The sequence below is a fragment of the Aurantimonas aggregata genome (genome assembly GCF_010500835.1).
In the GTDB taxonomy this organism is placed as follows: Bacteria; Pseudomonadota; Alphaproteobacteria; order Rhizobiales; family Rhizobiaceae; genus Aurantimonas; species Aurantimonas aggregata.
Map to the genome: position 1 here is coordinate 913,257 of NZ_JAAAMJ010000001.1, position 20,988 is coordinate 934,244.

Sequence of the window (20,988 nt, forward strand, 5' to 3'; positions counted from 1 at the left end):
AAAGGTATATATTCCTCTCCTGCCGATCGCGGGTCCGTCATGTTTTCTCACGACCGTATCTGGGCAGCCATCGATGCCCTGGCCGCGCGTAACCGGATGTCACCGTCCGGCCTTGCGCGCCGCGCCGGGCTCGATCCGACCACCTTCAACAAGTCCAAGCGCAATGCCGTCGACGGTCGGCCACGCTGGCCCTCGACGGAATCCATCGCCAAGGTGATCGAGGCGACCGGCGCCAGCATCGACGAGTTCACCCGGCTGATGCGGGGCGAATCTCAGGCCCTCGAGACCAACAGCCACCGGCAGGGCATCACGGTGCCGCTGATCGGTCTCGCTCAGGCAGGCGGCGGCGGCTTCTTCGACGACGCCGGCTACCCGGCGGGCCAGGGCTGGGACGAGATCTCGCTGCCGGCCAAGCCCGACGAGGCGGTCTATGCGCTCGAGGTCTCCGGCAGTTCGATGATGCCGCTCTACCGCGATGGCGACGTGGTCATCGTGTCGCCTGCCTCCGCCATCCGCCGCGGCGACCGGGTCGTCGTGCGCACGAAGGGCGGCGAGGTGATGGCTAAGATCCTGCAGCGCCAGACCGCCCGGACGATCGAACTCGCTTCGGCCAATCCCGACTATCCGGACCGGCAGTTCGCCCTTGACGAGATCGAGTGGATGGCGCGGATTCTCTGGGCCAGTCAGTGAGCCTGGGCGATCGGCTGCAGCGCGACGCCGGCATCGCCGTCGGGCTCGTCACGTTGGCAGCGCTGTTTCTCCTCCTGGCGCCCTCGCCCGATGCCGAGCTTGCGCAGGAAGCGCCCGCTTCGGCGGAAGCCGAACCGACCGTGAGGTCCGATCCGGCAGAGGACCGCGCCGTCGTCAGGCCCGGCCGCAATGTCGCGCCGCCGGCGATCACTCAGCGTGGCGACCTGGACGACGCACCGTTGCGGCGCGTGCAACCGCCGCCCGCCGCCGCGGAGCCTGAGAGTGAACCGCCGGACACCGACGACCCTGCCGGCATACGGCTTCTCGCCCAGCCTGTGGCGATGGACGCCGGCCGGATCGCCATCGGCGACAGCATCGTCACGCTGCCGGGCCTCGCGGCGCCGGAACTGGGCCGCCGCTGCGGCAGCGGCGCGACCGAATGGCCTTGCGGGATTCGGGCGCGCACCGAACTGCGCGCCTATCTGCGCGGGCGTTCTATCCGCTGCGCGGTGCCGGAGGATTTCGGCGAGACACAGGAAACCGTGGCGACTGCCTGCACCCTCGGCGGCGCCGATATCGGCGAATGGCTGGTGCGCAACGGCTGGGCCGAGGCCGAGGCGAACGGCCGCTATGTCGACGCCGAGACCGAGGCGAAACGCGAGCGCCGCGGCCTGTGGCGATAGACCTCGCCGGCGGCCCTGCGATCAGCCTTGCGCCACCAGCCGGCCGGCCAGCGCGTCGCCGATCAGCGCCCGCGTCTCGTCGATGCCGTAGAGCGCCGCGAAGGAGCCGAAGCGCGGCCCGCGTTGCTGGCCGATGAGGATCTGGTAGAGCGCCTGGAACCACTCGCCCGTGACACCGGGGCCGCCCTGCGGCCCTGTCTTCTTCAGGTCCTGGTAGCGCTCGATGGGTCGGGCGACGTCGAGCAGCGCGTTCTGGATCGTCTCACCGTCGGCATCCTTCGCCAGCGTGGCAAGCTTGGCGTCCAGCGCCTCGAGGGCGCCGCGCTCGACGGCGTCGGGCAGCCGGAAGACCTTGCTCGGGCGGACGAAGTCCTCGTAGTAGCGCAGCGCATAGCCGACCAGCCGGTCGAGCTCGGGATCGCTCTGCGCCGTCACGCCCGGCGCGTGACGGGTGATGAAGCCCCACAGGACGCCCGGCTCGTGGGCGTTCGACGCGCTGACGAGGTTGAGCAGCAGGCCGAAAGACACGGGCAGCTGGATCGCCGGCGGGTTGCCCGAGTGGATGTGGAAGACCGGATTGCCGAGCCGTTCCTTCCAGGCCTGGCGCGGATAGGCCGCGAGGAACTGGTAATATTCATCCACGGCACGCGGGATGACGTCGAAATACAGCTTCTTGGCCTGGCGCGGGCGCTGGAACATGTAGAGCGCCAGGCTTTCTGTCGGCGCGTAGGTCAGCCACTCGTCGATGGTCAGGCCGTTGCCCTTCGACTTCGAGATCTTCTGGCCGTTCTCGTCGAGGAAGAGCTCGTAGACGAAATGCTCGGGCGCCCGTCCGCCGAGCGCTTCGCAGATGCGGTCATAGACGCCCATGTTCGGGCCGTGGTCCTTGCCGAACATCTCGAAATCGACACCCAACGCCGCCCAGCGCGCGCCGAAGTCGGGCTTCCACTGCAGCTTCACGTTGCCGCCGGTCACCGGCAGCGTGGTCTCCACGCCATCCTCGTCGTCGAAGGTGATCGTGCCGGCCTCGGCATCCACCGACTTCATCGGCACGTAGAGGACGCGGCCGGTCTTCGGCGAGATCGGCAGGAAGGGCGAATAGGTGGCGCGGCGCTCCTCGCCGAGCGTCGGCAGCATGATCGCCATGATGGCGTCGTAGCGCTCGGCCACACGCCTCAGGATCGCGTCGAAGCGGCCCGACCGGTAATAGTCGCTGGCGCTGGCGAAATCGTAGTCGAAACCGAACGTATCGAGGAAGCCGCGCAGCATCGCGTTGTTGTGATGGCCGAAGCTCTCGTATTCGCTGCCGAACGGGTTCGGCACGACGGTCAGCGGCTTGTGCAGATAAGGCTCCAGGGAAGCGCGGTCCGGCACGTTGTCGGGCACCTTGCGCATGCCGTCGAGATCGTCGGAGAAGCACAGCAGCCGGGTCGCGACCTTGCCTTCGGTCAGCACCTCGAAGGCGTGGCGGACCATCGACGTGCGGGCGACTTCGCCGAAGGTGCCGATATGCGGCATGCCGGACGGGCCGTAACCGGTCTCGAACAGCACCTCCGCCGGCATGCCCGTCGCCTCGTACCGCTTGAGGAGCTTGCGCGCCTCCTCGAAGGGCCAGGCGTTGGAGGCGAGCGCATCGTCGAGAGGCGGGCGGTCGCCGATTGGGGCCATCGGGCTCTGCATGGGTCGTCCTTGCTCGGGTTCTGTCCCTTGCGCATGGCATCGCCGGCGTGTTCCGGTCGCGGCGAACGAGCGAAGGGATGCCCGGTCTAGAAAGAAGCCGCGAGCCCGTCAACAAAGCCGCCGCTTCGGGGTTGTGTGCAACCCGGGCCGCGCCTAGATCGCGATGACGTGCCAGCGCTTCGGACATACGCCCCGAAGGTCCGGCCGAAGACCGGAAGGGCTAGCGTGGTCGGCCCAGCCGACGGCAACTGCGCTGCCCTTCAGGATCAGTGCCCAGCAAGGAGACCCCGTCGATGACTGAACCCGGCCCGCAGGAAGCCTTCGTCCACCTGATGGTGGCGATGGCCACCGCCGACGGAACGATCACCGACAAGGAGTTGCGCGAACTCGGCGACCTGTTGCGGACACTGCCGGTCTTCGAGGGTTTCGACATGGACCGCCTCGACGAGATCGCCCGCCACTGCGGCGCGTTGCTGGCTCGGGAGGATGGGCTCGACCGGATCATCGCCAACGTCGTGTCGGCCGTGCCGCCGCGCATGTACGAGACCGCCTATGCGCTGGCCGTCGAGGTGGCCGCTTCCGATATCGCGGCATCGCAGCCGGAATTGCGCTTCCTCGAGATGCTGCGCGACGGCTTCGAGCTCGACAGACTAGTCAGCGGCGCGATCGAGCACTCCGCCCGGGTGCGCTACCGGCGGCTTTGACGCGCGAGCCTCAGAACGGGCTGACCGGGAAATAACGGAGCAACAGTTCCGAGAACCGCCGCTTCTGGACGATCTGGCCGATGGCGTAGTCGATCGAGCGCGCCAGCGTCGTGTCGTTCGGGGCGACGGCGATCGCCAGACCCTCGCCGAGGTAGCGATCGGAGAAGAACGGCCCGTCCGAGAACACGCAGCATGCCTCGGCGGCATCGCTCTCCAGCCAGAACGACAGACCGACCCCGTCGCCGAAGAACGTGTCGATGCGGCCTTCCTTGAGAGCCGTCAGCGCCTCGTTGCGGGTTGCAAATTCCTGTCGCGTCGCGTCCGGGAAGAAGGCGCCGAGCATTGCCCCATGGGCGCTGCCGGCCTCCACCCCGACGGTCCTGCCGGCAATCGCTTCCGCGATCGGGCTCGGCAACGGCCGGTCCTTGTGGGTCACGAAGCGTGCCGGATAGCGCAGATAGGGTTCCGAGAAGGCAAGGCTGGCGCGCGTCGTCGGCGTCATGGCCATACCCGCGACGATGGCTTCTCCCTCGCCGCGCTGCAATGCGCCCATCAGGTCCCCGAACGGCATCGCCTCGATCTGGCAGCGCGCCTGGATGTCGAGCTCTTCGCAGATCGCCCGGACGAGATCGACATTGAAGCCGGCAAGCCGCGCGCGCTGGTCGAGGAAGTTGAACGGCGGATAGTCCGTGGTCGTCAGAAACCGGATGCGCTGGCGACCGCCGAGGTCCGGCTTGGTCATCCGTTGGCGCTGGTCGTAGAAATTCGGCGTCGCCACCGTCTGCGCGCTGCTCGTTCCGGTAAGAGGGAGCATCATGAGGCAGAGGACCGGCACGAGAAGAATCAACTTCAGCGGGAGATTTTCCCTCATAGGTTAGTTTCCCCTGCGTCAACGCGCATCCACGATAAGCCCTGCGCGGCCTACGCGAGCCCGTCGGTCGTGCTCCGGTCTTCCATCAGGTGGAACCGATGCGCGACGATGTTTCGGATCACCCGGCCTTGCCGGGCGGACCTTATGTGCCGCCAGCCCTGCTACGCAATGGGGCGCGTGGCCGCTTTTTGCCGCCGCCGCGACCGGCTGCGACGGGCACGGCCGGTGGGCCTGCATCGTCCGACGAGGCGGCGACGATACTAGGGATCGAACCGGGGGTTGTCGCCGGAGCGCGGCGGGAAGCCGGCCGCAATGGCACCGACCTTGCCGCCGAGCTCCTCGCCGCGGGAATCTGCGACGCCGAGTCGATCGCCGCCCGTATTGCCGCTCGCCTCGGCCTCTCCGTCGAGTCGATCGGTTCAGGCGACCGGATCATCGGCGTCGCGGCCAGCGACCGGGCGGCGCTGCCGCGGCTGGTCAAGACCTGCGACGCGCGGCTTGAGACCAAGCTGTTCCTGCTGCCGCGGCTGGACGGGCTGGCGCGCCTCGGCGCGCTCCTCGCCGCGCGGCCGGACTTTGCCAGACGAGCCCGTGTCACCACGGACCGAGACGTCAAGGCGGCCCTTGCCCAGCAAAGCGAAAGGCAGCGGCTGCGCGCGGCGAGGGAAAGCCTTTCCGCCACCCATCCGCGCCAATCCGCCCGCAATGTGCTGGAGCCTGCGCAGGCGATGGTCCTCACCCTGACGTTCTGCGGCCTGGTGGCAGCCATGATCCATGCTCAGGCCGCAACGCTCGCCATGGTCCACCTCGTCGCCGGCCTGTTTTTCGCGGCAGGTCTGTGCCTGCGCCTGGCTGCCGTCCTCGGGCGCAAGGGGTCGACGCCGCGGCAGAGCGAGCCCATCGAGCCGAAGCCGCTCTACTCGGTGCTCGTGGCGCTGCACCGGGAGTCGGGAGTCGCCGACCGCCTGGTCGATGCGCTTTCCCGCCTGGATTGGCCGGTCAGCCGCCTGGAGATCAAGATCGTCTGCGAAGCGGATGACCCTGATACGATACGGGTGGTGGAAGGGGCGATCGGCCGTCGCCCGCAATTCGAGATCGTCAAGGTGCCGCCCTCGGAGCCCCGGACGAAGCCGAAGGCGCTGAACTTCGCGCTGCCGCTGACTGCGGGGGAATTTCTCGTGCTCTACGACGCCGAGGACGTACCCCATCCGGGCCAGTTGCGCGAGGCCTATGCCCGCTTCCGCTGCGGACCGCCGAAACTTGCCTGCCTGCAGGCGCCCCTGGTCGTGGGCAATGGCGGCAACAACTGGCTCGCCGGCATCTTCGCGCTGGAATACGCCGCCTTGTTCCGCCGGCTACTGCCATGGCTCGGCCGCCACGGCCTGCCGATGCCGCTCGGCGGCACGTCCAACCACTTCGTCCGGGCCCACCTCCTCGATGTCGGCGGCTGGGATTCCTACAACGTCACCGAAGATGCCGACCTTGGCATGCGGCTATCGCGTAACGGCTACGGGATCGAGACCATCGATCTGCCTACGATGGAACACGCCCCGGAGAGACTGGCCGTCTGGTTCCGGCAACGCACCAGATGGATGAAGGGCTGGATGCAGACCTATCTGGTCCACATGCGCCAGCCGCTGCTGCTGCTTCGTGAACTGGGGGTCCGTCGCTTCGTGACGTTCCAGCTGCTTTTCGTCGGAATGCTGGCATCGTCCGTCGCGCATCCGCTGTTCCTCGGGCTGGCCGGCGCGGGACTCGCCCGGTTGGTGGCGCAGGGACCCGGGAGCATCTCTCTCGGCGTGCTGCTGGCGCTCGACCTCTTCAATGCGGTCGGTGGCTACGCGCTGTTCGTGGTCCTCTCCAGACAAGCGATCGGCGGGGAAGAAGCGCGCAACCTGGTCAGGTACTTTCCGCTCGTACCGGTCTACTGGATGATGATCGCGGCGACGACCCTGCGCGCCTTTGCCCAGCTCGTCACCGACCCGCACCGGTGGGAGAAGACGCCGCACGACATGGCAGCCCGCGCCCGCCCGCACGACGCGCGCTATCGGCTCGATCCGCGCTTCGAGACTTGACGGATGAGCGGGCCACGACGCCCGCGATAGCGGGGCAGTCGGGCCCTGCTGATGAAAACTGCCCACCGCGACCTATATTAAGGGATCAAAAGCAGGATTGATTGAAATGAGCGTCGCCTTCGTCAAGGAACCCAATGACAGCCAGGTCGAGGTCCTCCCGGACCGCGAGTTGGGTGAGCATCAGAACATCGTCACCGCGCGCGGGCTGGAACTGATCGACAAGGAGATCTCGGTGCTTGAGGCGAGCCTTGAGGAGGCCCGGCAAGCGGACGACAAGATCGCCGCGGCGACGATCAACCGCGACCTGCGCTATTGGCGCGCCCGCCACGCCACCGCCGAGGTTGCAGCGCCGGACCACGATGCAGACATCGTCCAGTTCGGCAGCCGCGTGACGATCGAGCGGCCCGATGGCCGGCGCCAGTCGTTCCGGATCGTCGGGATCGACGAGGGAGACCCGGCCGAAGGCCTTCTCTCCTACGTTGCCCCGCTCGCCAGGAGCCTCATCGGCAAGCAGGTCGGCGACGTGGTCAAGGCTGGGGCCGACGACGCGGAAATCGTCGAGATGTCGCACGAGGCCTAACAGCACGGACCGGGCGAGCCGCTTCTCTGGCGGGCGGCGGCTCACGTCTCCTGGCCACCAAAATTGGCCGCCAGGGCATCGATCAGCACCCGGACCTTTCGCGGCAGATAGGCGCCAGGCGGGCGCAAGACGTGGATCCCATACTCGCCCGTCTCGTAGTCCGGGAAAAGCCGGACCAGCTTCCCGCTCTCGACCGCTTCGGCGACCAGGAACGACGGCGCGTCGACGATGCCGAAGCCGGCAATCGCCCATTCGATCGTCGCATCGCCGCTGTCCGATTTCAGCCGCCCGCGCGGGCGGATCGTAATCTCGCGGCCGCCGGACCGGAAGTGCCATTCCGGTGAGCGCCGGCCTTTGTAGACCAGGCACTCGTGGTTCGGCAGTTCCTCCGGAACCAGCGGGGTGCCGTGCTCGGCCAAATAGTCCGGGCTGGCAACGACCATGGAATGGAACCGGCCGATCTGGCGCGCGATTAGGCCGGAATCGCGCAGATTGCCCATGCGGATCGCCGCATCGAACCCTTCGCCCACGAGATCCGTCAGCCGATCGTCGAACGACACGTCGAGCTCGAGCTCCGGGTGCAGCCGCACCAAATCCGCAAAGACGCGCGTGAGGCGGCAGCCGCTGAGGGCATTCGGGACCGACAGGCGCAGAAGCCCGACGACGGCGCGGCCATCCCGCGCGACGGCATCGCGTGCCTCGTCCAGTTCGGCAAGGATCCGCTCGCAACGCTCCTTGAACTGGAGTCCCGCCTCGGTGGGGCTGATGCCGCGGCTGGTTCTGGTGAGCAGCCGCGTGCCGAGATCGGCCTCCAGTCGCGCGATACGGCGGCTGACGATGGATTTGGAAACGCGCAGGCGGACGGCGGCCCGGTTGAGCCCGCCGCTCTCGATCACCTCGACGAGGCTGCGAATGTCCTCAAGCTCGTTCATCCAGCTGTTCCGTTACGTGCAACATCGGAGTGTGGATTATGCGCCTTCTGATGCACGAATTGAACCGCTAGCTAGGTGGCATCGCGTTTTCGCATTCATGAGGTTACCGATGTCTACCGTTCTCGCCATCGCCAGCAGCGCCCTGGGCGATGCCTCCGTCTCCAACGGGCTGGTCGACGATGCCGTCGCCGCGCTTCGTGCGAGCGATCCGCAACTTCGCGTCATCGCCCGCGACCTCGGCCTGAACCCGGTTCCGCATCTCGGCCTGGACGCAGCGACCGCTCTTCGCGGCGGGGAGCCTGCCAACGATGCCCAGGCAGCCGCCCGTTCGCTCTCGGACCAGCTGATCCGTGAAGTCCGCGATGCCGACCTGATCGTCATCGGCGCGCCGATGTACAATTTCGGTATCACCTCGACGCTCAAGGCCTGGTTCGACCATCTGCTGCGCGCCGGCGAGACCTTCCGCTACACCGCGGCCGGCCCCGAGGGCCTGATCAAGGGCAAGCGGGCGCTGGTGATCGAAACCCGGGGCGGCAAATATTCCGAGGGCCCGGCTGCGGCAATGGACTCGCAGGAGCCGCATCTGTGCACCTTGCTTGGCTTCATCGGCATCAGCGACGTGACCTTTGTCCGGGCGGAAAGCCTTGCCATCGACCCCGACATCCGCGCGGCCGCCATCGAGGCAGCACGGCAGGAGATCGAACGGGTTGCCGGTCGCTCGCTGGCCGAGGCTGCCTGACGTCGGAGGTTGCGGCTGGCGGGAGGGCTGGAGCGGGCGATGGGGATCGAACCCACGACATCAAGCTTGGGAAGCTTGCGTTCTACCGCTGAACTACGCCCGCAACGGCCGGAACCTAGCCGCGCGCATGAGCCGACGCAAGCGGAATTCGAGGGGTGAGAAGGCAGGCGGCAGCCCCTGTCGCCTGCCCTCGCGTACTTGCGGCCTGCCCGCCTCAGGCGCTCAGCGCCGCCGCTTCGCGGGCCAGGCGGGTGACGGTGTCCCAGTCGCCGGCAGCGACGGCGGCTTTCGGCGCGAGCCAGGAGCCGCCGACGCAGATGACGTTCGGCAGGCTGAGATAGTCGCGCACGTTGTCGATGGAGATGCCGCCGGTCGGGCAGAAGCGCAGCGACGGGAACACCGGCGCGATCGAGCGCAGGAACGCCGCGCCGCCGATCTGCTGTGCCGGGAAGAACTTCAGGATCTCGTAGCCTTCCTCGATCATCGCCATCAGTTCGCTCGCCGTCGCCGAGCCGGGCAGCATCGGCACGCTCGAGGAGCGCGCGGCGTCGAGCAGTTCCATCGTCGCGCCGGGCGAGACGATGAACTTGGCACCCGCCGCTTCCGCCTGGTCGAGCTGCTTCGGCGTCAGGACAGTCCCGGCACCACAGATCGCCTCCGGCACCGCCTCGGAGATGGCGCGGATCGCGTCGAGGGCCGCAGGCGTGCGCAGCGTCACCTCGATCGAGCGGATGCCGCCGGCAACGAGCGCGCGCGCCAGGTCGACGCCTTCTGCCGCAGTCGATACCGCAACGACGGGCACGACCGGCTGGGCGGTCAGAATTTCGAGGAGACGCTTGGTGTTCTGAGCCATGGTTTCCGACCGTTAGGAAAGCGGGAGGGAATGGCCGGCTCTACAGCATCAGCGGACGGAGCGAAAACGTTTTCTCGGCTCGCAGGCGTTGCGCAGCGGCAGCGTCGTGCGCGTCCGCCGACCGTATCGGCGGGGCTTACCAGCCGCCGTTGAAGGTGCGGTAGAAGACGTGCTTGCCGATCTTGTCGACGCGCTCCATCGCGCTCGCCCAGCGCGGGCGGACGTAAGTGGCGTGGTAATGGGTCGCCGAGCCGACGTCGCTCAGCCAGATGTCGCCCTTGGTCACCTGTTCGGCGACCTGCTTGGCCCGCGCCCAGGCGCTGCGGTCGCCGACGCGCGGACGGCTGCCGTCGCAGGCGAAGGAGAACTGGCAGCGATTGCGCCAGTTCTTGTTCTGGTAGACGACGCCGCAGATCGTCTTCGGATAGGCCGGGTTGCGCACGCGGTTGAGGATCACCTGCGCGACGGCCGCCTGGCCGGTCGCGGATTCGCCGCGTGCCTCGAAATAGATGCCGTTGGCGAGGCAGTTCTGTTCCTTGGCGCTGAACGCGCTGGCCGCCAGCGGCGTCGCCGCCCAGGCATGATCCTTGTCGCCGATCGGCGGGACGAACGCCTCCGGCTGTTCCTTGAGGATGGTCTCGAAGAGCGAGGACGTCCGGCTGGCAGGCGCGTAGCCGAGGGCGCCGGTGTCGTCGGTGGACGGCTTCAGCGAGGCCAGCATGACATCCCCGTCATCGAGGATCTTCGGCGTGCCCTTGAGCTGGAAGTTCATCGCGACGGTCATCGCTTCCTGGGTGGTCTGGGTGACCTTCGAGAAAGCCAGGCGTACCCGCTCGGCGGGGCCGATGACGCGCGGTCCGAGCAGGCTCTGCCGCTCCAGGATCGAGCCGGCGGAAAAGCCGCGGGGCGGTAGCGACTCGGCCGGTGCCAGCGAGATGACGCGGGCACCCTTCTCGGCGCGGCGCACGCGGCTTTCGTCGGGTGCCGCGAAGGCTTTCTGCGGTGCGTCGAGGGTGAAGAGAGCGCCGTCGCCGGCCCGGACGCCGGCGCCTTCCGGGAGCTGCCCGCGCTGCGGGCCGGCAAAGGCGATCTCGGCTGTCTCGATGGATCCGGCAGGCGACGGAACGAAATAGGCCTGCCAGCGGTTTGCCTGTTTGACGCCGCCGAGAGTGCTGGTCATGTCCTGATAGGCGATGCTGCCGGTCGAGACGGTGACGATCACAACCGTCCCCGCGCAAACGGCGGCTGCGCGAAGGGCGCGCTTCAGTGTCCGTGCCTGTACGCGCGGTGCAGCCTGCAGCCCCTCATCCCCCATTCAGATCCCCATCGTCTTTGGCATTTCGTTCAACGTCTGTCGTTGAACATTCCCCATTAACCTTAGTTCTTGGTTAACAGAACGTGGTGATTTCAAGACGGACGCTTGCGTTTTGGCGCGAAGGGATTGTCGGTTTTGCGCAATCCGAGGCGGATCGGCACCCCAAAAAGCCCGAAACTTTCGCGTAAGCCATTGATTAGATAGCGGGTATAAGACGTTCCCAGGGCTTCCGGCCTCGACGTGGAAATCATGAAAGTCGGTGGCCGGCTCTTCACCTGGGTCATATACTTGATGTTAACCCGTCGCCCCGCGACCGCCGGCGGCGGGTGGTGGCCGATCGTCCGACTCAGCCATTGGTTGAGCTTTGCCGTCGAGATCCGGCGGTTCCAGACTTCGTGGGTCTCGACGATGGCCTTCATCAGGCGGTCGATCCCCTCGCCGGTCTCGCCCGACACGGTGACCGCCTTGACGCCGCGTGCCTGCGGCAGCAGCCGCTCGGTCTTCTCGCGCAGTTCCGCCAGCACCGGCTGGCGGTCCTCGATCAGATCCCATTTGTTGAAGGCAATGACCGGCGCCCGGCCCTCGCGCACGATCAGGTCGACGATCGACATGTCCTGGCGCTCGAAAGGGATGGTGACGTCGAAGACGATGACGACGATCTCGGCATATTTGATCGCCCGCAGCGCATCGGCCACCGAGAGCTTCTCGAGCTTTTCCTGGATCCGCGCCTTGCGGCGCAGGCCGGCCGTGTCGAACATCCGGATCTTGCGGCCGCGCCAGTCCCATTCGACCGAAATTGAGTCACGGGTGATGCCGGCCTCCGGGCCGGTCAGCATGCGGTCCTCGCCGAGAAAGCGGTTGATCAGCGTCGACTTGCCGGCATTCGGGCGCCCGACAATGGCGATCCGCAGCGGCTTGGTGTCGTCGTAGGGCGGCGCCTCGGCCTCCTCGCCCTCGTCACCTTCGGCGACGAGTTCCGGCGCTTCCTCTTCCCACCATTCCGGCTCGTCTTCGGCCAGCGGATCGGCAAAGGCCTCCTCGCCAAGCGCCTCGACGAGCGCGTCGCGCAGCTCGGCCATGCCCATGCCGTGCTCGGCCGAAATGCCGATCGGCTCGCCGAGCCCCAGCGAATAGGCGTCCAGCACACCGGACTCGGCGCCGCGCGCCTCGGCCTTGTTGGCGACGAGGATCACCTTGGCGGCGGTGCGCCGGCACAGCTCGGCGAAGTCGAGATCCTGCGGCGTCAGCCCGACCTTCACGTCGACCATGAACAGGACGCAGTCGGCCGCAGCGATAGCGATCTCTGTCTGGGCGCGCATGCGCCCTTCCAGCGTTTCCGCGCCGGTGATCTCGAGGCCCGCCGTGTCGATGATCTCGAACTCGAGATCCATCAGCGAGGCTTCGCCGGAGCGGCGGTCACGGGTGACGCCCGGCCGGTCGTCGACCAGCGCCAGGCGCTTGCCGACGAGACGGTTGAACAGCGTCGATTTGCCGACATTGGGTCGGCCGATAATGGCAATGGTGACCATCGAGGTCTCCGCGCTCCTCCGGAGCGATGGGGCGGCGGACCTTGGGCCCGTCGCCGGAAAAATTCTAGTTCACGCCGCCTTGCGGTGCCACCGGCTCGCCGGCTGGCGCAGCAGGCTCGGACAGGGCCGGCGGGATGTCGGATGCCGGCTCCTGCGGCTGATCGGCGACGGGCGCCGTATCCTCGACAGCCGGTGCGGCCTCTGAGGGTAACACGTCCGCGCCGCCAAGACCGAGATCCGTCGTCGGCATCGTGATCGATGGCGCTGCCCCAGAAGCTGGCGCAGCAGGTTCAGCGGTGGGTACGCTCTCGGGCGCCACCACGGCGCCGCCATCAGGCGAGGCAGGCGCTTCGACCGCCGGCGCCGGCGCCGGCGCTGCTGGCACCGGCTGTTCCGTCGCCGCCTGCGGCGCTGCCGGGGCAGCGCCCTCGGCTGCGGGCGCCCCCGCCGCGATCACGTCGAGCATCAGCCGGGCGCGTGCGGAAATGCCGTTGGATGCCCCCGCGTCGTCGACGAGCTGCTGGAACAGGCCGAACGCCGTCTCGATGTCGCCCGCCTTCCAGGCAGCCAGCGCGACCGCTTCGCGGGCCGGAAAGCGCAGCGGCTCGCTGTCGCCGGTAAGCCGCTCGACCCGTTCGCGTACGTCGTCCACCGTGCCGCTATCGACGAGGACATAGGCAGCGCGCACCGCCGCCATGTCGCGGATCGGCTGGGGTGCACCGGAATCGGCGGCAACGGCGTCGAAGGCCGCGACCGCCTCCTGGGGCTGCCCCTGCGCCACCCGAACCGAACCGATGCGCATCCGCGCCAGATCCGGATAGGCGCCATGCCCGTCCGCGATCAGCGCCTCGAGCGCGGCGACGGCCTCGTCAGGCTGGCCCGCGGCGGCGAGATCGAGCGCCACGAGATAGCGGTCGCCCGATGCGTCGGCCTGGGCCGCCTGGTAGCGGTCCCACCCGACATAGGCGGCGGTCGCAACGAGGAGGATAACTACGCCGATCAGCAGCCAGCGGCCGAACTTCGACCAGGCTTCCTGAACCTTGTCCTGGCGAAGCTCCTCGTTGACTTCCCGAATAAAACTGTCGTCGCTCATCCACCCACTCTTCGCGATAAGGCTGCGTGGGCGATCCGCCGTTTTCCGGCGGACGCCTGCACGTCATGGGCGTCTTCTAACGATTTTTCACCGCTATGAAAGGGTTGGCGCTATTCGCCCTCAGGCGACCGGCGCGACTCCGAACAGCCATTCGTGCAGCCCGCCGATGAAGATCGCCGAAAGCACGAGGCCGACGATGACCGCGGCGATGTCCCCGCCATAGCCTTTCGCCACGGGCCTGGCGGCGGCACCGGTGCGTCCGAGCGCGTTGATGTAGTCGACGATCGCCCAGGCGAGAAAGCCACCGAACAGGACGACGTCGGCCGCCGTGCCGTTGGCAAGGAGATGACCGAGCGCCCAGAGTGCGATGCCGAGAACCATCGGATGACGCACGGCCGCCTTGATATGGCCGGTCGGCACATAGGCGGCCGTCACCAGCACGAAGGCGACCGGCACGAGCACCAGCGCCAGGTGCCGCAGGCCGCCCGGCGGGTCCCAGAGCGGCAGCCCGCCGATCTTCGCCTGTCCATAGCCGTAACCGACGAGCATGATCCCGATCAGCGACAGCACCGAGTAGGCGCCCTTGTAGCGACCTTCCCCCAGGCGGGCGATCATCCTGTCGCGGACCGGTTCGGCAACTATCCGAACGGAGTGGATCCCGAGGAAGATGATCATCCCCGTCACCAGGATCAGCATGGCGGTCCCCCTCGTCGTCCAGCCGAGCGATCCTCGCTGCGGTGTGGCGGATGATAGGCAAAACCCACCGCCTTGTCTTGCCGCCATCGGTCGCGGCGGAAGCGACTTCGGGCAACCGTCCACCCAGCAGCCTCGACTTTCGACAGCCGGCCTGTATGGCATTGCCGACACAGCAAGCTTGGCTCGGGAGATTGACGAATGGACATGACCGACACGATGAACGCCGCGATCGGGGCGGTCGCGATCTACGCGGGGCTCGCCATCCTCATCCTTGTCTGGCTCGCGGTCCAGACCGGCCGGGTTCGCCAGGCCGAGAAGGTCTTCATGGGCGACGGCGGCAACCCGCGGATGATCCGGATCATGCGCGGCCACGCCAACGCATTGGAATTCATCCCGGCGACGCTGCTCGCGATGCTGCTGCTCGCCCTCACCGGCGCGCCGCCGCTGCTGATCCACCTTCTGGGGCTGTTGCTGATCGCCGGCCGGTTCATCCACGCCTGGCATTTCGCCGCCGCCGATGCGCCGCCCTGGCAGCGCGTCGCGGGCACCGCCCTCTCCTTTTTCGCGCTCGGCGGTGCGGGTGTCGCGGTGCTGATCGCCGGCCTCATGTCGCTCGCATGACCATCGCAATGATCCGGCCGGCAACCCGTGACGACGTCCGGGCGATCGTCGCGCTGCTGGCCGAAGACGACATTGGCGGCGCCATCGACACGGGCGCGGCGGCAGATCTGCCGCTCTACGAGGCCCAGTTCGATCGCATCGCGGCCAGCACCACCGAGTTCCTGTTCGTCGCCGAAGTGGACGGCCGCGTCGTCGGCACGTTCGAGATCGTCATCGCCCGCAGCCTGCCCTACCGCGCGGCGACCCGCTGCATCCTCGAGGCGGTGCAGGTTCACCCCTCGATGCGGGGCCAGCGGATCGGCGAGGCGATGGTGCTGCGGGCGATGGAAGAAGGCCGCGCCCGCGGCGCGGACGTGATGACGCTGACCTCGAACGTCAAACGCGAGGCCGCCCATCGCTTCTACGAGCGGCTCGGCTTCGAGCGCAGCCATGTCGGGTTCAAGCGCGCGCTCTGAGAGCGCGCGCTGTCGTTGATGAGGCTGCCTCAGAGTGCGGCTTCGACTTTCTCGGCGACCTCCGGCGCGAGCCAGGCCTTCCAGACCTCCGGCTCGGTATCGAGGAAGTACAGTGCCGTGTCCTCGCCGGTCGCCTGATTCTCGTCCTTCCAGGCCAGCAGCCTGTTGACGGTGTCGTTGCCCCAGGCCCGGCGGTCGAGATAGGCCGCCGCCTGCGGCGCGGAATCCGCCAGCTCCCTGGTCACCAGCGTGTAGACCTCGGCCGGCGTCCAGGCATTGATCTTGGGCGCCGCGCAGTCCGGCTGGGTGGTGCAGGACTTCCACTCGGCTTCGTCGAAGGGCACGTCCCATTCGAGCATCTTCATCGGGTAGCGTCCGATGATCGGCGTCGGCGACCAGTAATAGCCGATCCAGCCGGTCTCATCGGAAAACGCCTTGGCGATCGACCCGTCGAGACCTGCCGAAGAGCCCGTGTCGACAAGATCGAACCCCTTGTCGGCGGCCCCATAGGCCTTGAACAGATTGCCGACCATGATCTGGCAGCCCCAGCCGGCCGGGCAATTGTAGATCGCGCCCTTGGACGGGTCCTCCGGCGACGGGAACAGCTCAGGATGCGCCAGCGCGTCGGAGACTGTCCGGATCTCGGGGTTTGCGTCCGCCACGTATTGCGGAATCCAGAAGCCCTCCTGGCTGCCGTCCTCCAGCACCTTCGCCGCATAGGCGATGCGGTTGTCCGCCACGGCGGCGTCGATCTGCTCGCGGAACTGGTTGACGAACATCTCCGGCGCGACGTCCGGCTCGGCTTTCTCGGTCATCGACGTGAAGGTCGGCATCGTGTCGCCCGGCACCAGCACGGCGTCGCAGCCATAGCCGTTCTCGAGAATGAACTGGTCGATGGCCGCCATGACTTCCGCCGACGCCCAGTTCATCGAGGCGATGCTGACGGTTCCGCAGTCGGCGTCCTGGGCACTGGCCATGCCTGGCAGAGCGGCGACGCCGGCAACAGCCGCGCATGCGGCAAGGAAGGATTTCATCTGACATCTCCGATCGGACACTGACGGTGACGGCATCGTCGCCGTTCGGGAGGCGGAAATAGTCGTCGCCCGCGTCCCGCAAAGGAGCCCCGCGTCGCGATTTCTTGGCCTTCACCAACATGTGCACTAGACTTCGCAGGATCAGGCGGTTCGCTCGACCCGCCAGCATGGACTTCACCAACCGAAGGATACGGCATGAATCGGACCCTGAGCCCGGCACTGTTGACGGCGGCACTCATCGCCCTCGCCGGCTGCACCTCGAGCGAGCGCGCCGCGCCTCCGGCTCCCGGGCTTGGCGGCCCCATGACAGGCGCACCGATCGGCGGTGTCGCCGGCAGCCCGATGGACGGCGCCTGCAATGCCGCCGCCGCGCGCCCGCTGGTCGGCCAGATCGCCAACCTGCAGACCACCGAGCAAGCCAAAACCATGACAGGTGCGGCCGACGTGCGGATCCTCTTCCCGAACCAGCCGGTGACGCAGGAATTCGTCGGAACCCGGCTGACGCTCGACACCAATGACGAGAACCGCGTTTCGCAAGTCCGCTGCGGCTGACGGAGGACCGTTGCTGCCCGCATAAACCTGTCACGGCCGGCGGGTCCGCCGGCCAGCGGCCAATGTCAGCCACGGCCCCGCATGGAAGGCGCTCATCAGCAGGTACATCGGGACCATGCCGGCGAGCCACGAGCCCTGTCCCGCCGCGCAGATGTCCGGCGGGCCGGTGCCGACCCCGGTCGCCAGGGCCATAGCGGCGAAGGTCGGCGACCCTGCCAGCGACAGCCATGCAGCGGCCGAGGTGGCCGGGCCGCGTGTCGCGCCCCGGCGCAAGCGGGCCGCATAGGCGCTGGTCATCGCTTCGCGCTCGTCTCGAGGGCGCGGAAACTGGCGACCCCGGCGTCCGATACCATCGCCCATTCCGGATCGGTCGGGGCCTCCGGCACGTAGAGGTCGTGCCAGTTCCACCATTTGTAGGGCGGGGTCTGCGGATAGCCCTCGGGGGAATCCTCCCAGGTCTCCTGGCGCCCGAGCGGCGTCGCGTCGAGGAATTGCCAGGTGGTGCCCAGCGCCTCGTCGCCGCGGACATTGATGAAGTAGGTCCGGAATATTCGCGCGCCGACGCGGATGAAGACATTGTGGCCATGCCAGAGATCGACGCCGAAATCCGCATCGAAGCTGTCGGTCAGCGTATACCAGGGCATGGCCCAGCCCTTTTGCGCCTTCAACCGCGCAATGTCGGCCTGCGGCGCGCGCGAGACATAGGCCAGCGTCGTGTCGCGGGCATTCAGATGCGCCAGGTGCGCGACCTGATCGGCCACCAGCGAGCAGCCACGGCAGGCATTGTCGGGCCAGCCGAGCACGCCGGGCTCGAAGAAGGCGCGGTAGACGATCAGCTGGCGTCGACCCTCGAAAAGATCGGCGAGGCTCATCGCGCCCTGCGGTCCGTCGAAACAATAGGTCTTCTCCACCTCCGTCCACGGCATCCGCCGCCGTTCGGCAGCCAGGGCGTCGCCGGCCCGCGTATGCGCCTTCTCCTTGACGAGTAACCGCTCGCGGGCGGCCTCCCACTCCTGGGGTGACACGAAGGGGGGCGTGTGCATCACGGGCGCATCGTCTTCCCGGTCGATCTCGCGTGTCTTAGTCATGGTCATTGCTGCCTCCGAATGAGACGTGGCCCGGATGACGCGTGAGCTTCCGGCCCCGTTGCTGGACAGACGCGACCCTGGCAGCGGGAGCGCGATGGGTGGGAGTAACAAGTGTGACGGCAAGCCGATGGACCTGCTGATCGCTGCCGCGGCGCGCGCGCTCGCAAGCGGGGATCCGCTGGCGGCGCTCAACCGTGTTGCCTTGCGCGACGACCCGCCGGCGCTGGCGCTTCGCGGCATCGCCATGGCGCAGCTCGGCGATCTCGGGCGGGCCACGGCGTTGCTGCGGCGCGCGGCGCGCGGCTTCGGCCCCGGCCAGCCGATCGCCCGCGCGCGCTGCGCCGTCGCCGAGGCCGAGATCGCCTTCGTGTCACGCGACCTCGCCTGGCCGGAGGCGGCACTGGAGGCGGCGCGGGCAACGCTCGAAGCCCGGGGCGACCAATCCAATGCCGCCCATGCCCGCACGCTCCAGGCCCGGCGCCAGCTGCTCGTCGGCCGGATCGGCGAAGCCGAGCGCACGCTGGCGGGTCTCGATCCCGCGTCGCTGCCGGCGGCCTCGCGGGCCGCGTGCGAGCTGGTCGCGGCGGGCATTGCCCTCAGGCGGATCGACACGAAGGCAGCCCGCGTAGCGCTTGACCGTGCCGGTATCGCCGCGCGGGAAGCGCGTATTCCCGCTCTGGTGGCGGAAGTCGAGGCCGCCGCCCGCGCCCTCGATACGCCTTCGGCGCGGCTGATTGCCGGCGGCAGAGAGCGCCCGCTCCTTCTCGAGGATGTCGAGAACCTCCTCGCTTCCGAGGCGCTCATCATCGACGCATGTCGGCATGGCATCCGCGCCGGAGACGTCACGCTTTCCCTTGCGACCCGGCCGGTGCTGTTTGCCCTCGCCCGAGCGCTGGCTGAAGCCTGGCCGGCCGACGCGGCGCGGCGCACGCTGCTGCAGCGCGCCTTCGGCGCAAGGCATGTCGACGAGTCGCACCGCGCCCGGTTGCGGGTGGAGATCGGCCGGCTTCGCGCAGCGCTGGGGAACCTGGCCAAGATCACCGCGACGAAAAACGGCTTCGCATTGAAGCTGCATCACCAACGCGCGGTCGTGGTGCTGGCGCCGCCCGTCGAGAACAGGCATGCCGGGCTGCTCGCCCTGCTCGCCGACGGCGAGGCGTGGTCGAGCTCGGCCCTGGCGATCGCGCTCGGCGCCAGTTCGCGCACCGTGCAACGGGCGCTCGATACACTAGCCCGCGCCGGCAAGGTACAATCCTTCGGCCGTGCGCGGTCGCGCCGCTGGACGGTGCCAAGCGTGCCGGGTTTCCCGACAGTCTTGTTGCTCCCCGGTCCGCTGCCAAGCGACTAGGATGGGTGGATGAAGCGATCGACTGCCGACATCGTCCGCGCCTACGGACCATTCCCGGAGGCGGCCCCGGTGAACGGGGTCACCTATGACGGAACGCACGTCTGGTTCGCCTCGGGCGACCGGCTGAACGCGCTCGATACGGAGAGCGGCGAGATCGTCCGCACGATCGACGTTCTCGCCCATGCCGGCACGGCCTTCGACGGCCGGCACCTCTTCCAGATCGCCGATGATCGCATCCAGCGGATCGACCCGGCGGACGGAAGCGTGATCGACACGATTCCGTCGCCCGGCGGCGACGATTCCGGCCTTGCCTGGGCCGAGGGAGCGCTATGGGTGGGGCAGTATCGCGATCGGAAGATTCACCAGCTCGACCCCAAGACCGGCGCCATCCTGCGGACCATCGAATCCAACCGGCTCGTCACCGGCGTCACCTGGCTCGACGGCGAACTCTGGCATGGCGCCCGGGACGACGAAGGGAGCGAGTTGCGGCGGCTCGACGGGACGACCGGCGAGGTAATCGAAAGCGTCGCGCTGCCGGCGGGCACCTTCGTCTCGGGCCTCGAGTCCGATGGCACCGACCGGTTCTACTGTGGCGGCGGCAAGTCCGGCACGGTCACGGCGGTGCGTCGGCCGCGGTGAAAAGCTGAAGCAGACAGAAATGACGCGTCAGCGGGGCGGGCCGGCACGCCCAGTCACTTCATCCCGGCGCGCGCCTCATCACCGATGATTAGCATCGACCGTTTCCGTTGTGAGATTAGCAGCCTGTGCGGAATTGAAAATGCTGACGACAACGATGCCCCGCTAGCAATAGATCTAGCATTTCTTCGATAGCGGATTGGGGGGTGGGGTGCGCATCACAGACACGATATCAACCCCATACACAGTAGAGAACTGCAGTAGAAAGTGATCAGGCTCGGGTGATTTCCGTTATGGCTAGTAGGAAACTCCGTCCGCGCCGACCCATGGCAGCTCGGATAAGGCCAAGACCGAGCTACAGGGCGTAGCAGATAAAACCGGTCACATAAGAAAGGGCTAACCGAGTGAACCCTTCGTTCCTTCCGGTGCTGATCGAAGAACAGCCCGCGTTGCAACCTGTTGCAAAAAGCAGCCAAAGCGGCGGCTATCACGTCCCGCTTGATTCGAGATAGCGCTGTCCGGCGAGTGGATTCGCCGAGCAGAGGCGGATATCGACTCCGCCGCCGCGGCGCTCATACTCGCGACCGCGGGTCGTCTGAGCCGGGCTTCGGGCTCATTAACGTTGAGAAGCCGGAACTGATCCCCGCTTCCGACTTGCGTTGCTGTTGCCAATTCTTTGGAATACACGCTGATACCAACGTGCGCTGATCAGAACTCATGCGCCCAGTCCCGCATTCCGATTGAGATGATTTTCCAGGGCTGATCGACGAGCTTGTTCCAAGCGTCACAGCAGTGGGCGACGATGTCGTCGTAG

General features: G+C 67.5%; 22 protein-coding genes and 1 tRNA gene. 11 read left to right on the top strand and 12 right to left on the bottom strand.

Annotated features, from left to right (window positions below):
• Positions 1-39 precede the first annotated feature (39 nt).
• Together GTW51_RS04260 and GTW51_RS04265 are read left to right on the top strand one after the other, a co-directional pair.
• Positions 40-690, top strand: coding sequence for a S24 family peptidase (locus GTW51_RS04260; RefSeq protein WP_163042600.1), 651 nt, complete (start codon positions 40-42; stop codon positions 688-690).
• Complete coding sequence (locus GTW51_RS04265) at positions 687-1,373, top strand: thermonuclease family protein (RefSeq protein WP_163042601.1); 687 nt, start codon at positions 687-689, stop codon at positions 1,371-1,373. The genes GTW51_RS04260 and GTW51_RS04265 overlap by 4 nt, the downstream gene beginning before the upstream one ends.
• 21 nt (positions 1,374-1,394) lie before the next feature.
• Here GTW51_RS04265 and GTW51_RS04270 read toward each other — a convergent pair whose 3' ends face one another.
• Positions 1,395-3,053: a lysine--tRNA ligase gene (locus tag GTW51_RS04270; protein WP_425483223.1), complete on the bottom strand. Its 1,659-nt coding sequence runs from the start codon at positions 3,051-3,053 to the stop codon at positions 1,395-1,397.
• Between the two features lie 293 nt (positions 3,054-3,346).
• On the opposite strand from GTW51_RS04270, the gene GTW51_RS04275 reads away from it, so the two are divergent.
• The gene (locus GTW51_RS04275) at positions 3,347-3,757 is read left to right on the top strand and encodes a tellurite resistance TerB family protein (protein ID WP_163042602.1); all 411 of its coding nucleotides are present in this window, start codon (positions 3,347-3,349) and stop codon (positions 3,755-3,757) included.
• Between the two features lie 10 nt (positions 3,758-3,767).
• Here the strand turns inward: GTW51_RS04275 and GTW51_RS04280 are convergent, their stop codons facing one another.
• Positions 3,768-4,628 (bottom strand): transporter substrate-binding domain-containing protein, encoded by an 861-nt coding sequence (locus GTW51_RS04280; RefSeq protein ID WP_163042603.1) that lies wholly within the window; start codon positions 4,626-4,628, stop codon positions 3,768-3,770.
• Positions 4,629-4,726: 98 nt separating this feature from the next.
• On the opposite strand from GTW51_RS04280, the gene GTW51_RS04285 reads away from it, so the two are divergent.
• Together GTW51_RS04285 and greA are read left to right on the top strand one after the other, a co-directional pair.
• Positions 4,727-6,703, top strand: coding sequence for a glycosyltransferase family 2 protein (locus GTW51_RS04285; RefSeq protein ID WP_163042604.1), 1,977 nt, complete (start codon positions 4,727-4,729; stop codon positions 6,701-6,703).
• A 106-nt stretch (positions 6,704-6,809) separates the two neighbouring features.
• Entirely contained in the window at positions 6,810-7,283 is a 474-nt protein-coding gene (gene greA, locus GTW51_RS04290) for a transcription elongation factor GreA (protein WP_163042605.1), read from the top strand.
• Between the two features lie 41 nt (positions 7,284-7,324).
• Here the strand turns inward: greA and GTW51_RS04295 are convergent, their stop codons facing one another.
• Positions 7,325-8,215: a LysR family transcriptional regulator gene (locus GTW51_RS04295; protein ID WP_163042606.1), complete on the bottom strand. Its 891-nt coding sequence runs from the start codon at positions 8,213-8,215 to the stop codon at positions 7,325-7,327.
• 109 nt (positions 8,216-8,324) lie between these two features.
• Here GTW51_RS04295 and GTW51_RS04300 point away from each other — a divergent pair, with 109 nt between their 5' ends.
• Positions 8,325-8,954, top strand: a complete 630-nt coding sequence (locus GTW51_RS04300) for an FMN-dependent NADH-azoreductase (protein WP_163042607.1) — start codon at positions 8,325-8,327, stop codon at positions 8,952-8,954.
• A gap of 28 nt (positions 8,955-8,982) precedes the next feature.
• Here GTW51_RS04300 and GTW51_RS04305 read toward each other — a convergent pair.
• The 6 genes from GTW51_RS04305 to GTW51_RS04330 all read right to left on the bottom strand — a co-directional run bounded on the left by GTW51_RS04305 (position 8,983) and on the right by GTW51_RS04330 (position 14,440).
• A tRNA-Gly gene (locus GTW51_RS04305) sits at positions 8,983-9,057 on the bottom strand.
• Between the two features lie 111 nt (positions 9,058-9,168).
• Entirely contained in the window at positions 9,169-9,807 is a 639-nt protein-coding gene (eda, locus tag GTW51_RS04310; RefSeq protein WP_163042608.1) for a bifunctional 4-hydroxy-2-oxoglutarate aldolase/2-dehydro-3-deoxy-phosphogluconate aldolase, read from the bottom strand.
• A 136-nt stretch (positions 9,808-9,943) separates the two neighbouring features.
• Positions 9,944-11,029, bottom strand: a complete 1,086-nt coding sequence (locus GTW51_RS24445) for a cell wall hydrolase (RefSeq protein WP_163042609.1) — start codon at positions 11,027-11,029, stop codon at positions 9,944-9,946.
• Between the two features lie 185 nt (positions 11,030-11,214).
• Entirely contained in the window at positions 11,215-12,651 is a 1,437-nt protein-coding gene (gene der / locus GTW51_RS04320) for a ribosome biogenesis GTPase Der (RefSeq protein WP_163042610.1), read from the bottom strand.
• A 64-nt stretch (positions 12,652-12,715) separates the two neighbouring features.
• A complete protein-coding gene (locus tag GTW51_RS04325) occupies positions 12,716-13,744 on the bottom strand; it encodes a tetratricopeptide repeat protein (protein WP_163042611.1) in 1,029 nt (342 codons plus the stop codon).
• Positions 13,745-13,864: 120 nt separating this feature from the next.
• Entirely contained in the window at positions 13,865-14,440 is a 576-nt protein-coding gene (locus GTW51_RS04330; protein WP_163042612.1) for an NnrU family protein, read from the bottom strand.
• Positions 14,441-14,638: 198 nt separating this feature from the next.
• On the opposite strand from GTW51_RS04330, the gene GTW51_RS04335 reads away from it, so the two are divergent.
• Entirely contained in the window at positions 14,639-15,061 is a 423-nt protein-coding gene (locus tag GTW51_RS04335; protein WP_246232553.1) for an MAPEG family protein, read from the top strand.
• Positions 15,058-15,516 (top strand): GNAT family N-acetyltransferase, encoded by a 459-nt coding sequence (locus GTW51_RS04340; RefSeq protein WP_163042613.1) that lies wholly within the window; start codon positions 15,058-15,060, stop codon positions 15,514-15,516. The genes GTW51_RS04335 and GTW51_RS04340 overlap by 4 nt, the downstream gene beginning before the upstream one ends.
• Before the next feature lie 29 nt (positions 15,517-15,545).
• Here GTW51_RS04340 and GTW51_RS04345 read toward each other — a convergent pair whose 3' ends face one another.
• A complete protein-coding gene (locus tag GTW51_RS04345; protein ID WP_163042614.1) occupies positions 15,546-16,550 on the bottom strand; it encodes a glycine betaine ABC transporter substrate-binding protein in 1,005 nt (334 codons plus the stop codon).
• A gap of 195 nt (positions 16,551-16,745) precedes the next feature.
• On the opposite strand from GTW51_RS04345, the gene GTW51_RS04350 reads away from it, so the two are divergent.
• Positions 16,746-17,102, top strand: coding sequence for an I78 family peptidase inhibitor (locus tag GTW51_RS04350; protein ID WP_163042615.1), 357 nt, complete (start codon positions 16,746-16,748; stop codon positions 17,100-17,102).
• A gap of 30 nt (positions 17,103-17,132) precedes the next feature.
• On the opposite strand, the gene GTW51_RS04355 is transcribed toward GTW51_RS04350, so the two are convergent.
• Together GTW51_RS04355 and GTW51_RS04360 are read right to left on the bottom strand one after the other, a co-directional pair.
• Positions 17,133-17,399: a hypothetical protein gene (locus GTW51_RS04355; RefSeq protein ID WP_163042616.1), complete on the bottom strand. Its 267-nt coding sequence runs from the start codon at positions 17,397-17,399 to the stop codon at positions 17,133-17,135.
• Positions 17,396-18,190: a DUF899 domain-containing protein gene (locus GTW51_RS04360; protein ID WP_203565891.1), complete on the bottom strand. Its 795-nt coding sequence runs from the start codon at positions 18,188-18,190 to the stop codon at positions 17,396-17,398. The genes GTW51_RS04355 and GTW51_RS04360 overlap by 4 nt, the downstream gene beginning before the upstream one ends.
• Positions 18,191-18,317: 127 nt before the next feature.
• Between GTW51_RS04360 and GTW51_RS04365 the strand changes: the two genes are divergently transcribed.
• Together GTW51_RS04365 and GTW51_RS04370 are read left to right on the top strand one after the other, a co-directional pair.
• Positions 18,318-19,538, top strand: a complete 1,221-nt coding sequence (locus GTW51_RS04365; protein WP_163042618.1) for a helix-turn-helix domain-containing protein — start codon at positions 18,318-18,320, stop codon at positions 19,536-19,538.
• Positions 19,539-19,547: 9 nt separating this feature from the next.
• The gene (locus GTW51_RS04370) at positions 19,548-20,177 is read left to right on the top strand and encodes a Vgb family protein (RefSeq protein WP_163042619.1); all 630 of its coding nucleotides are present in this window, start codon (positions 19,548-19,550) and stop codon (positions 20,175-20,177) included.
• Positions 20,178-20,988 lie beyond the last annotated feature (811 nt).